Origin of the sequence: Pseudomonas sp. AF03-9 (assembly GCF_020515815.1) — a bacterium.
Classification (GTDB): Bacteria; Pseudomonadota; Gammaproteobacteria; order Pseudomonadales; family Pseudomonadaceae; genus Aquipseudomonas.
Genome location: NZ_JAHPJF010000005.1, coordinates 47862 through 60623, shown reverse-complemented (window position 1 = coordinate 60623; position 12762 = coordinate 47862). Strand labels below are relative to the sequence as shown.

The following is a 12762-nucleotide window of genomic DNA, read 5'->3' as shown; positions in this document are numbered from 1 at the left end:
AAAGGCGTCCACAAGGGACGCCTCTTTTTTCAGCAGGAAAAGCCCAGGGGGCTTTTCAGCCTTACTCTGCTGGAGTAGCAGCAGGCTTCTTGCCGAAAGCGCCGAAACGGTCAGCAAAGCGCTGTACACGGCCGCCGGTGTCCAGAGTTTTCTGCTTACCGGTGTAGAACGGGTGGCACTCGTTGCATACGTCAGTACCCAGTGGCTTGCACAGGTTCGAACGAGTTTCGAACTTGTTACCGCAGCTGCAGGTTACTTCGATGGTTTCGTACGCTGGATGGATATCGGCTTTCATGGTGACTTCCTCGGGCTGCGTGCCGCCACTCGACACTATTGTCGAATACCGCACGTAATTAGGCCGCGGATTCTACCAGACCTTTTTAAACGCGCAAGCGGCGCTTTGGGCGTGAAACTTCCTTTCATCAGAAAACCATCGGCTACCCCAAGCCCTCCCCTGTCTGCTAGGCTCCCGCCCCTGCGCCACCGCCTGCCTTTATAGATGAGACCCCCGCGTGCCCGACGCCATCTTGCGCCTCGCCCTGCCTTCGCCCCTGCGCCGCCTGTTCGACTACCGGGCCCCGGCCGGCGTGCTGCGGACGCAGTTGCAACCAGGCATGCGCGTGCGCGTGCCGTTCGGGCGCCGGGAAATGATCGGCATCCTAGTGGAAGTCACCGACCACAGCGAAGTGCCGGCAGAGAAGCTCAAGCCTGCACTGGCAATCCTCGACGCCACGCCACCGCTGCCGCCCGCGCTGTTCAAGCTGTGCCTGTGGACCGCCCAGTATTACCAGCACAGCCTCGGCGACACCCTGAGCTGGGCGCTGCCGGTGCTGCTGCGCCAGGGCGAACTGGCCGAAGCGCGCCAGGAACGTTTCTGGTCGATGGTGCCCGGCGCGCGCCTCGATGACCCGCGCATCGCCCGCGCCCCGCGTCAGCGTGAGGCCCTGGCCACCCTGGCGCAGCATCCCCATGGCGTGGCCCATCAGCTGTTAAGCAAGCTGATGCTGAGCAAAGACAGTCTCGACCTGCTGCTGGCCAAGGGCCTGGTGCAGGTGGAAATCCGCAAGCACGCCCCCGACCCACGTCACGAACACTGGCTGGCCCAACCGGAACTGCCGCTGAACCCCGAGCAACGCGCTGCCTACGAGGCGATCCGTGCAGGCTTCGACAGTTTCCACGCGTTCCTGCTGGCCGGGGTCACCGGCAGTGGCAAGACCGAAGTGTATTTGCAACTGATCCGCGAAACCCTGCAGGCCGGCAAACAGGCGCTGGTGTTGATCCCCGAGATCAACCTGGGCCCGCAGACCCTGGCGCGTTTCGAGCAACGCTTCAACGCGCGCATCGCCCTGGTGCACTCGGCGGTCAACGACCGCGAACGCCTGGAGTCCTGGCTCGCCGCACGAGATGGCGAGGCCGACATTATTATCGGCACCCGCTCGGCGCTGTTCACCCCGATGAAAAACCCCGGGCTGATCATCATCGACGAAGAACACGACGGTTCCTACAAACAGCAGGAAGGCCTGCGCTACCACGCCCGCGACCTCGCGCTGGTACGCGCGCGCCAGGAAGACATCCCGATTGTGCTGGGTTCGGCCACGCCGTCCCTGGAGAGCCTGCACAACGCCTACACCGGCCGTTACGGCCTCCTGCGCCTGAACGAACGTGCAGGCGGCGCCAAACAGCCACGTTTCCTGCGCCTGGACGTAAAAAGCCGCCCGCTGGACAGCGGCATTTCCGGGCCGATGCAACAAGCCATCGGCCAGACCCTCGCCGCCGGCCAGCAAGTGCTGGTGTTCCTCAACCGTCGCGGCTTTGCGCCGACGCTGTTGTGCCATGACTGCGGCTGGATGTCCGAGTGCGAGCGCTGCGACGCGCGCATGACCGTGCATCAGCGCCACGGCGAGCTGCGTTGCCATCACTGTGGCCATGTGGAACGGGTGCCACGCCACTGCCCGCAGTGCGGCAAAGTCGACCTGCGGCCGGTGGGCGCGGGCACCGAACGGGCCGAAGAGCGCCTGGGCATCCTGTTCCCGGACTACCCGGTGTTGCGGGTCGACCGCGACAGTACCTCGCGCAAAGATGCGATGAACCAGCTGTTCGCCACCATCCAGAAAGGCCAGCCGTGCATTCTGATCGGCACGCAGATGCTGGCCAAAGGACACCATTTCCCCAGGGTGACACTGGTTTCGATCCTGGATGCCGACGGCGGTCTGTTCTCCGGCGACTTCCGCGCCAGCGAGCGCATGGCGCAGTTGATCGTGCAGGTCGCCGGCCGTGCGGGGCGCGCTGAAGAGCCGGGCAAAGTGATTATCCAGACACACCTGGCCGACCATCCACTGCTGATTCAGCTGACAGAGCAAGGTTACTTTGCCTTCGCTGAACAGGCCTTGAGCGAACGCCGCTCCGCCGGCCTGCCGCCGTTTGCCCACTTGGCCTTGCTGCGCGCCGAAGCGCACAAGCCGGGGCAGGCCGAAGGTTTTCTCGACGAGGCATGCAGTGCCGCCGAACGTTTGCTCGGTGAGCTGGGTCTGACCGGCATCGAGTTGCTCGGCCCGGTGCCCGCACCCATGGAGCGCCGCGCCGGGCGTTATCGTGCCCAGCTACTCTTGCAGGCGACGTCGCGAGCACCATTGCATCGGCTGTTAAGTAGCCTATTGCTTGCTCTGGAGCAAATGCCCAGCGGCCGGCAAGTGCGATGGTCGATGGACGTCGACCCCGTGGATCTGTATTGATCGATTGGTCCCACTGTTTGGATTGTGAACGCCCTTAAATGTGGGGGCGGGCTTGCCCGCGATGAGGCCCGCAGGTCCGCCAACCCGTCTGAACGGTTGGCAAGCCCGCCCTCGCCACGGATAATGCCCAGTTTTTCCACCTGCGCATCGCGCGCCGCCGCTTGCGGCACAAAGAGAACACCATGAAAGACACCATTCGCCAGCTGATCCAACAAGCCCTCACCCAACTCGTCAACGAAGGTGTGTTGCCTGAAGGCCTGACGCCGGCGATCCAGGTGGAAAATACCCGCGACAAGACCCACGGCGACTTTGCCAGCAACATCGCGATGATGCTGTCCAAGCCTGCAGGCATGAAGCCACGTGACCTGGCGGAAAAAATCATCGCCGCGCTGCCCGCCGATGACAGCGTGACCAAGGCCGAAATCGCCGGCCCTGGCTTTATCAACTTCTTCCAGAACACCCAGGCCCTGGCCTCGCGCCTCGATGCCGCGCTAGCCGACGCCAAGATCGGCGTGCACAAGGCCGGCGACGCCCAGCGCGTAGTCATCGACCTGTCGGCGCCAAACCTGGCCAAAGAGATGCACGTGGGCCACCTGCGCTCCACCATCATTGGCGACGGCGTGGCCCGCGTCCTGGAGTTCCTCGGCGACACGGTGATCCGTCAGAACCACGTGGGCGACTGGGGCACCCAGTTCGGCATGCTGATGGCCTACCTGCAAGAAAACCCGATCACCAGCAACGAGCTGTCGGACCTGGAAAACTTCTACCGTGCCGCGAAGAAGCGCTTCGACGAATCCGAAGAGTTCGCCGACCGCGCCCGTGGCCTGGTGGTCAAGCTGCAAGCCGGCGACGCCGAATGCCTGGCGCTGTGGAACCGCTTCCGTGAGATTTCCCTGTCTCACTGCCAGGAAATCTACGAGCTGCTCAACGTCAAATTGACCATGGCCGACGTAATGGGCGAAAGCGCCTACAACGATGACCTGATCAACGTGGTCAACGACCTCAAGGCCAAGGGCCTCTTGGTCGAAAGCAACGGCGCGCAGTGCGTGTTCCTCGAAGAATTCAAGACCGCCGATGGCGAGCCGCTGCCGGTGATCATCGTCAAGGCTGACGGCGGCTACCTGTATGCCACCACCGACCTGGCAGCCGTGCGCTACCGCAGCGGCGTGCTCAAGGCCGACCGTGCGCTGTACTTCGTCGACCAGCGCCAGGCCCTGCACTTCCAGCAGGTGTTCGAAGTGGCGCGTCGCGCGGGCTTCGTGACCCACCCGATGCACATGGAACACATGGGCTTCGGCACCATGAACGGCGCCGACGGCCGTCCGTTCAAGACCCGCGACGGCGGCACCGTCAAGCTGATCGACCTGCTCAACGAAGCCCAGGAACGCGCCTACACCCTGGTCAAGGAAAAGAACCCGGAGCTGGCCGAGGCCGACCTGCGCAACATCGCCCGCGTGGTGGGCATTGGCGCGGTGAAATACGCCGACCTGTCCAAGCACCGCACCAGTGACTACAGCTTCAACTTCGAACTGATGCTCAACTTCGAAGGCAACACTGCGCCGTACCTGCTGTACGCCTACACCCGCGTGGCCGGCGTGTTCCGCAAATTGGGCAAGGACTTCAGCGAAGTCGAAGGCCATATCGTGCTGGATGCCCCGCACGAACAGGAACTGGCGGCCAAGCTGGCGCAGTTCGGCGAAGTGCTGAACAGCGTCGGCGAGAAAGGCACGCCGCACATCCTGTGCAGCTACCTGTATGAAGTTGCCGGCCTGTTCTCCAGCTTCTACGAGAACTGCCCGATCCTCACCGCCGACGACGAAGCGCAGAAGCAAAGCCGCCTGCGCCTCGCCGCCCTGGCTGGTCGTACCCTCAAGCAAGGCCTGGAACTGTTGGGCCTGGAAACCCTGGAGCGCATGTAAGTTGGCTGCCAAGAAAAAACCTGCACCCAAGCGCGGCGCCAGCCGCTACCAGGCCCCGGCGAAGAAGCCGATCCCGGGCTGGCTGTGGATGGCCATCGGCCTGTCGGTCGGCGCGTTTATCGTGTTCCTGATGAAGCTGGACCCGGGCAAGGGCGATGACGTCAAACGGGTCAAGCAGGAGCAGCAGAAGATCACGAAAATGGCCGAAGCCAACAAGACCGCGCCAAGTCCTACAGCACCAGTGAAGCCGAAGTACGACTTCTACACACTGTTGCCGGAGTCCGAAGTGATCGTGCCACCTGACGCCGTGCCGGAGAAAACCCTGCCGACCCCACAAGTGCCGACCACACCGGTCACGCCTGCGGAAGCGGCAAAGATCGACACCGCACGGGCCCAGGCCGCGCTGGCCGGGATCACCCCGCCGCCAGCACCGCCGGTTGCCGAGACCAAAGCGGCGCCGGTGACCAAGTTCTTCCTGCAAGCGGGCTCGTTCCCGAAGCAGGCGGATGCGGATCGCGTGAGGGCGCAGATCATTCTGCTGGGTCAGGCGGTGACCGTGGAATCCGGCACGGTGAAGGATGCGACCTGGTATCGCGTGCTGGTGGGGCCGTTCAGCAACCGTGAACAGCTGACCGTGGCGCAGAAACAACTGGCTGGCGCTGGGTTCAGCAACCTGTTGTTACAACAACGCCAGAGCCGCTAAACCCAAGAACACAGCAGGCCCATGTGGGAGCGGGCTTGCTCGCGAATGCGCTAGATCAGTCAATATTTTCGGCGGCTGACACACCGCTTTCGCGAGCAAGCCCGCTCCCACATTTGATCTACAGCGTTCTTAAGAGTGTGTCAGATCAATACACACCACTCGTCCGCACACCGCCCCCACGGTTGAAATCCCCCCCACCATCCCCATATCAGTTTTCACCAGGGCATTTTCGCCCCGCTGTGTGGAGACTCTCCCCTTGACCACCATCGTTTCAGTACGTCGCCACGGCAAAGTCGTCATGGGCGGCGACGGCCAGGTTTCCCTTGGCAACACCGTGATGAAAGGCAACGCCAAGAAAGTGCGTCGCCTGTACCACGGCCAGGTTCTCGCGGGCTTTGCCGGCGCTACCGCCGACGCCTTCACCCTGTTCGAGCGTTTCGAAGGCCAGCTGGAAAAACACCAGGGCCACCTCGTGCGCGCCGCAGTTGAACTCGCCAAAGAATGGCGCACCGACCGCTCCCTCAGCCGCCTTGAAGCCATGCTGGCCGTGGCCAACAAAGACGCGTCCTTGATCATCACCGGTAACGGCGATGTGGTTGAGCCCGAGCATGGCCTGATCGCCATGGGTTCCGGCGGTGGCTACGCCCAGGCGGCCGCCAGCGCACTGTTGAAGAAAACCGACCTGTCGGCCCGTGAAATCGTCGAGACCGCCCTGGGCATCGCCGGTGACATCTGCGTATTCACCAACCACAACCAGACCATTGAGGAGCAGGACCTCGCCGAGTAAGCCGTAGGCTTATTCCGGCTTGAGGCCGCCAAACATTATGTCCATGACTCCCCGCGAAATCGTCCACGAACTCAACCGCCATATCATCGGCCAGGACGATGCCAAGCGCGCCGTTGCCATCGCACTGCGTAACCGCTGGCGCCGGATGCAACTGCCCGAAGAACTGCGCGTTGAAGTAACGCCGAAGAACATCCTGATGATCGGCCCGACCGGCGTCGGTAAAACCGAGATCGCCCGCCGTCTGGCCAAACTGGCCAACGCACCGTTCATCAAGGTCGAAGCCACCAAGTTCACCGAAGTGGGCTACGTGGGCCGCGATGTCGAGTCGATCATCCGTGACCTGGCCGACGCCGCCCTGAAGCTGCTGCGCGAACAGGAAATGACCAAGGTCAGCCACCGCGCCGAAGACGCAGCCGAAGAGCGCATCCTCGACGCCCTGCTGCCGCCGGCACGCATGGGGTTCAACGAAGACGCCGCACCGGCCTCGGATTCCAACACCCGCCAGCTGTTCCGCAAGCGCCTGCGTGAAGGCCAGTTGGACGACAAGGAAATCGAGATCGAAGTCGCCGAAGTGTCCGGCGTCGACATCTCCGCCCCGCCTGGCATGGAAGAAATGACCAGTCAGTTGCAGAACCTGTTCGCCAACATGGGCAAGGGCAAGAAAAAAAGCCGCAAGCTCAAGGTGAAGGAAGCGCTGAAACTGGTGCGCGACGAAGAAGCCGGGCGCCTGGTGAACGAAGAAGAACTCAAGGCCAAGGCCCTGGAAGCGGTCGAGCAGCACGGCATCGTGTTTATCGATGAGATCGACAAGGTGGCCAAGCGCGGCAACTCCGGTGGCGTCGATGTATCCCGTGAAGGCGTGCAGCGCGACCTGCTGCCGCTGATCGAAGGCTGCACCGTGAACACCAAGCTGGGCATGGTCAAGACCGACCACATCCTGTTTATCGCCTCCGGTGCGTTCCACCTGAGCAAGCCAAGCGACCTGGTGCCAGAGCTGCAAGGCCGCCTGCCGATTCGCGTGGAGCTCAAGGCGCTGACCCCGGGCGACTTCGAGCGCATCCTCAGCGAGCCCCATGCGTCGCTGACCGAGCAGTACCGCGAGTTGCTGAAAACCGAAGGCCTGGGCATCGAGTTTCAGCCAGACGGCATCAAGCGCCTGGCGGAGATTGCCTGGCAGGTCAACGAGAAGACCGAGAACATCGGTGCCCGTCGCCTGCACACCTTGCTGGAGCGTTTGCTCGAGGAAGTGTCCTTCAGTGCCGGCGATCTGGCTGGGGCGCAGAATGGCGAAGTGATCAAGATCGACGCTGATTACGTCAACAGCCACTTGGGCGAATTGGCGCAGAACGAAGACTTGTCTCGTTATATCCTGTAAGGCCGCTTTGCTTTAATTGTGGGAGCTGGCTTGTGTGGGAGCTGGGCTTGCCCGCGATGCAGGCACCTCGGTGTATCAGTGATACCGAGGTGATGCCATCGCAGGCAAGCCAGCTCCCACACAAGCCAGCTCCCACATGTTTGAGCCGGTTTCTTCAGGATTATCGCCATGTCCAAATTCCCCACCGCTGTAAACCTGCACAAAACCTCCAACACCCTCGGCCTCACCTACGGGCCCGATGAGGTCTACCAACTCCCCGCCGAGCTGCTGCGCACCCACTCGCCTTCGGCCGAGGTCCAGGGCCACGGCAAACCCATCCTGCAATTCGGCAAGCTCAACGTGAAGTTGATCAAGATCGAACCGGCCGGCCAGTACGCACTGAAATTGACCTTCGACGACGGCCATGACAGCGGACTGTTCACCTGGGACTATCTCTACCAGCTGGCCGTGCGCCAGGATGCGCTGTGGGCCGATTATCTGGCCGAACTCAAAGCCGCTGGCAAAACCCGCGACCCGAGCCAATCGGTCGTGCGGCTGATGCTCTAGTCCAGGCGTCTTGCTCTTTAGAGGGCATTTTCTAATTTCATCTGCTTGAATGCCCTGTCGCGTGGCCAACGAATGGCCCGCTTGCGAAAAAAATTAAACTCGGGTAACCAATGGAACTGGCAAGTTCCCTGCATTTGACGATGCGGTATCAACGGTCACCCGAGTCGCAGTACCTGGCTTGTGTCGTGTATCGAAACTTGGTGCACAGAGCGGTAGCCGGTACTCGTCTTTCGGACAATGGAGCGTCGTAGATGAGTAACAAGAACAACGATGACTTGAAACGCCAGGCCTCGGAAAACACCCTGGGGCTGAACCCGATCATCGCGTTACGGAAAAAGGACTTACTCGCCTCGGCGAAGATGGTGCTGACCCAAGCCATCAAGCAACCGTTGCACAGCGTCAAGCATGTCGCGCACTTTGGCGTCGAACTCAAGAACGTGATGTTCGGCAAGTCCCAACTGGTGCCGGAAAGCGATGACCGTCGCTTCCATGACCCGGCCTGGAGCCAGAACCCGCTCTACAAGCGCTACCTGCAAACCTACCTGGCATGGCGCAAGGAACTGCACGACTGGATCGGCGACAGCAACCTGTCCCCCCAGGACATCAGCCGCGGCCACTTCGTGATCAACCTGATGACCGAAGCCATGGCCCCCACCAACAGTGCGGCCAACCCGGCGGCGGTCAAACGTTTCTTTGAAACCGGCGGCAAGAGCCTGCTCGACGGTTTGTCCCACCTGGCCAAGGACATGGTGCACAACGGCGGCATGCCGAGCCAGGTCAACATGGGCGCCTTTGAAGTGGGCAAGACCCTGGGCACCAGCGAAGGCGCCGTGGTGTTTCGCAACGACGTGCTGGAGCTGATCCAGTACAAGCCGATCACCGAACAGGTGCACGAGCGCCCGCTGTTGGTGGTGCCGCCGCAGATCAACAAATTCTACGTATTCGACCTGAGCCCGGATAAGAGCCTGGCGCGCTTCTGCCTGCGCAATGGTCAGCAGACCTTTATCGTCAGCTGGCGCAACCCGACCAAGGCCCAGCGTGAATGGGGCCTGTCGACCTATATCGAGGCGCTCAAGGAAGCGGTGGACGTCGTCACCGCGATCACCGGCAGCAAAGACATCAACATGCTCGGCGCCTGCTCCGGCGGCATTACCTGCACCGCCTTGCTCGGCCACTACGCCGCGCTGGGCGAAAAGAAGGTCAACGCCCTGACCCTGCTGGTCAGCGTGCTCGACACCACCCTGGACACCCAGGTGGCGCTGTTTGTCGACGAGCAAACCCTGGAAGCGGCCAAGCGCCACTCCTACCAATCCGGGGTGCTTGAGGGCCGCGACATGGCCAAGGTGTTCGCCTGGATGCGCCCCAACGACTTGATCTGGAACTACTGGGTCAACAACTACCTGCTGGGCAACGAGCCGCCGGTGTTCGACATCCTGTTCTGGAACAACGACACCACGCGCTTGCCGGCCGCGTTCCACGGCGACCTGATCGAACTGTTCAAAAACAACCCACTGGTACGCGCCAATGCCCTGGAAGTGTGCGGCACGCCCATCGACCTCAAGCAGGTCACCGCAGACATCTACTCACTGGCCGGCACCAACGACCACATCACACCCTGGCAGTCCTGCTACAAGTCGGCGCAACTGTTCGGCGGCAAGGTCGAGTTCGTACTGTCCAGCAGCGGGCATATCCAGAGCATCCTCAACCCGCCGGGCAACCCCAAGGCGCGCTACCAGACCAGCGACAGCCTGACGGCAACGCCGCTGGACTGGCAGGAAAATGCCACCAAGCACACCGACTCCTGGTGGCTGCATTGGCAGGTTTGGCAGGCGGAGCGGGCGGGGAAGCTGAAGAAGGCGCCGACAACATTAGGCAATAAAACCTACGTCGCGGCGGAAGCGGCGCCGGGCACCTACGTACACGAACGCTAGATTGAAATGAGATCCAAATGTGGGAGCGGGCTTGCTCGCGAATGCGGTGTGTCAGTCAGCACATCTGATACTGATGCACCGCATTCGCGAGCAAGCCCGCTCCCACATTCAGACTGCATTCCGGCAGTAACACTTCACAGGGCTTGAGCATGCCGCAACCGTTCATCTTCCGTACCATCGACCTGGATGGCCAGACCATCCGCACGGCGGTGCGCCCGGGCAAGCCTCACTTGACGCCGCTGCTGATCTTCAATGGCATCGGTGCCAACCTTGAGTTGGTGTTTCCGTTCGTCCAGGCCCTGGACCCAGACCTCGAAGTGATCGCCTTCGATGTGCCAGGAGTGGGCGGTTCGTCGACGCCCAAGCGACCGTACCGGTTTCCCGGCCTGGCCAAGCTCACCGCGCGCATGCTCGATTACCTCGACTACGGCCAGGTCAGCGTGGTGGGCGTGTCCTGGGGCGGCGCGCTGGCACAGCAATTTGCCTACGACTACCCGGAGCGCTGCAAGAAGCTGATCCTGGCGGCCACGGCGGCAGGCGCGGTGATGGTGCCGGGCAAACCGAAGGTGTTATGGCTGATGGCCAGCCCGCGCCGGTATATCCAGCCGTCCCACGTGGTGCGCATTGCGCCGATGATTTATGGCGGCTCGTTCCGCCGCGATTCAAAACTCGCCGCCGAACATGCGAGCAAAGTGCGCTCGGCCGGCAAGCTCGGTTACTACTGGCAATTGTTCGCCGGGCTGGGCTGGACCAGCATCCACTGGCTGCACAAGATCCGCCAGCCGACCCTGGTGTTGGCGGGGGACGACGACCCGCTGATCCCGCTGATCAACATGCGCATGCTCGCCTGGCGCATTCCCAACGCACAGCTGCACATCATCGATGACGGCCACCTGTTCCTGATCACCCGGGCCGAAGCCGTGGCGCCGATCATCATGAAGTTTCTTGAAGAGGAGCGCATGCGTGCGGTGATTCATCCACGCCCGGCGGTGTAAGGACACACCGCCGCGCAACTTGCCAGGAACCGACTAAGGTTCTGAATTGGCGTGCCCGTTTGATGGCTTGACGAAGGAGTGTTGGCTCATGCGAGAAAGACCCGTGACAGACCCGGCGCCCACCCCGGCCGCGTTTATCAATGCGCAAAATGCGATCACCGGCCTCAGGGGGCGGGACTTGCTCTCGACCCTGCGCAGCGTGGCCGCCCACGGCTTGCGCAACCCGGTGCACACCGCCCGGCATGCCTGGGCGTTGAGCGGGCAACTGGGCCGCGTTTTGCTGGGCGAAACCATGCATGAGCCCAACCCCAAAGACAGCCGCTTCAGCGATCCCACCTGGAAACTCAACCCCTTCTACCGCCGCAGTCTGCAGGCCTACTTGAGCTGGCAGAAACAGACCCGTCACTGGATCGACGACCTCTCCCTGAGCGCCGATGACCGCGCCCGCGCGCACTTCGTCTTTTCCCTGCTCAACGATGCGGTCTCCCCCTCCAACACCCTGCTCAACCCGCTGGCCATCAAGGAGCTGCTCAACTCCGGTGGCAACAGCGTGGTGCGCGGCGTGACCAACCTGTTCGAAGACCTGCTGCACAACAACGGCCTGCCGCGCCAGGTCAGCAAGCAAGCGTTCGAGGTCGGCAAGACAGTGGCCACCACCCCCGGCGCGGTGGTGTTTCGCAACGAGCTGCTGGAGCTGATCCAGTACAAGCCCATGAGCGAAAAGCAGTACGCCAAGCCGCTGCTGATCGTGCCGCCGCAAATCAACAAGTACTACATCTTCGACCTGAGCCCGGCCAACAGCTTTGTGCAGTACGCCCTGAAAAACAGTCTGCAGACGTTTATGGTCAGCTGGCGCAACCCGGATGTGCGGCATCGCGAATGGGGCCTGTCCACCTACGTCGCCGCGCTGGAAGAAGCGCTCAACGTATGCCGCGCGATCACCGGCGCCCGCGAGGTCAACCTGATGGGCGCCTGCGCCGGCGGCCTGACCATCGCCGCGCTGCAAGGCCACCTGCAAGCCAAGCGCCAGCTGCGGCGCGTCTCCAGCGCCAGCTACCTGGTGAGCCTGCTCGACAGCCAGATCGACAGCCCCGCGACCTTGTTTGTCGACGAGCAGACCCTGGAAGCGGCCAAGCGCCGCTCCTACCAGCAAGGCGTGCTGGATGGCCGCGACATGGCCAAGGTGTTTGCCTGGATGCGTCCCAACGACCTGATCTGGAATTACTGGATCAACAACTACCTGCTGGGCAAGGAACCGCCGGCCTTCGACATCCTGTACTGGAACAACGACAACACCCGCCTGCCCGCCGCGCTGCATGGCGACTTGCTGGACTTTTTCAAGCACAACCCGCTGAGCCATTCCGGTGGCCTTGAGGTGTGCGGCACGCCGATCGATTTGCAGAAGGTCACGGTGGACAGCTTCAGCGTGGCCGGGATCAACGACCACATCACGCCGTGGGATGCGGTGTATCGCTCCACCCAGCTGTTGGGCGGCGAGCGGCGCTTCGTGCTGTCCAACAGCGGGCATATCCAGAGCATCCTCAACCCACCGGGCAACCCCAAGGCCAACTACGTCGAAAACCCCAAGCTGAGCAGCGACCCACGCGCCTGGTACTACGACGCCAACCATGTCGACGGCAGCTGGTGGCCGCGATGGCTGGAGTGGGTCCAACAGCACTCCGGCGTGCAACGCGAAACCCTGACCGCCCTGGGCAACCAGAATTACCCACCGATGGAGGCGGCACCTGGCACTTATGTGCGGGTGCGCTGAGCC

10 protein-coding genes are annotated in these 12762 nt (G+C 62.3%); 9 read left to right on the top strand and 1 reads right to left on the bottom strand.

Annotation, left to right across the window (positions count from 1 at the left end; translation table 11 throughout):
• Nucleotides 1-61: 61 nt before the first annotated feature.
• Nucleotides 62-295: a 50S ribosomal protein L31 gene (gene rpmE, locus LIY36_RS09675; RefSeq protein ID WP_005784030.1), complete on the bottom strand. Its 234-nt coding sequence runs from the start codon at nt 293-295 to the stop codon at nt 62-64.
• Nucleotides 296-512: 217 nt separating this feature from the next.
• Between rpmE and LIY36_RS09670 the strand changes: the two genes are divergently transcribed.
• The 9 genes from LIY36_RS09670 to phaC (LIY36_RS09630) all read left to right on the top strand — a co-directional run bounded on the left by LIY36_RS09670 (nt 513) and on the right by phaC (LIY36_RS09630) (nt 12759).
• Entirely contained in the window at nt 513-2732 is a 2220-nt protein-coding gene (locus tag LIY36_RS09670; RefSeq protein WP_192298347.1) for a primosomal protein N', read from the top strand.
• A 182-nt stretch (nt 2733-2914) separates the two neighbouring features.
• The gene (gene argS, locus LIY36_RS09665) at nt 2915-4651 is read left to right on the top strand and encodes an arginine--tRNA ligase (protein ID WP_226455536.1); all 1737 of its coding nucleotides are present in this window, start codon (nt 2915-2917) and stop codon (nt 4649-4651) included.
• A gap of 1 nt (nt 4652) precedes the next feature.
• Complete coding sequence (locus LIY36_RS09660; RefSeq protein ID WP_192298349.1) at nt 4653-5354, top strand: SPOR domain-containing protein; 702 nt, start codon at nt 4653-4655, stop codon at nt 5352-5354.
• A gap of 256 nt (nt 5355-5610) precedes the next feature.
• The gene (hslV, locus tag LIY36_RS09655) at nt 5611-6141 is read left to right on the top strand and encodes an ATP-dependent protease subunit HslV (RefSeq protein ID WP_003171209.1); all 531 of its coding nucleotides are present in this window, start codon (nt 5611-5613) and stop codon (nt 6139-6141) included.
• A gap of 37 nt (nt 6142-6178) precedes the next feature.
• Nucleotides 6179-7516, top strand: coding sequence for an ATP-dependent protease ATPase subunit HslU (gene hslU, locus LIY36_RS09650; RefSeq protein ID WP_012721807.1), 1338 nt, complete (start codon nt 6179-6181; stop codon nt 7514-7516).
• 168 nt (nt 7517-7684) lie between these two features.
• The gene (locus LIY36_RS09645) at nt 7685-8062 is read left to right on the top strand and encodes a gamma-butyrobetaine hydroxylase-like domain-containing protein (RefSeq protein ID WP_226455535.1); all 378 of its coding nucleotides are present in this window, start codon (nt 7685-7687) and stop codon (nt 8060-8062) included.
• Nucleotides 8063-8313: 251 nt separating this feature from the next.
• Nucleotides 8314-9993, top strand: a complete 1680-nt coding sequence (gene phaC / locus LIY36_RS09640) for a class II poly(R)-hydroxyalkanoic acid synthase (RefSeq protein ID WP_226455534.1) — start codon at nt 8314-8316, stop codon at nt 9991-9993.
• Between the two features lie 149 nt (nt 9994-10142).
• Nucleotides 10143-10988: a poly(3-hydroxyalkanoate) depolymerase gene (gene phaZ, locus LIY36_RS09635; protein WP_017738853.1), complete on the top strand. Its 846-nt coding sequence runs from the start codon at nt 10143-10145 to the stop codon at nt 10986-10988.
• A gap of 88 nt (nt 10989-11076) precedes the next feature.
• The gene (phaC, locus tag LIY36_RS09630) at nt 11077-12759 is read left to right on the top strand and encodes a class II poly(R)-hydroxyalkanoic acid synthase (protein WP_226455533.1); all 1683 of its coding nucleotides are present in this window, start codon (nt 11077-11079) and stop codon (nt 12757-12759) included.
• Nucleotides 12760-12762: the final 3 nt, after the last annotated feature.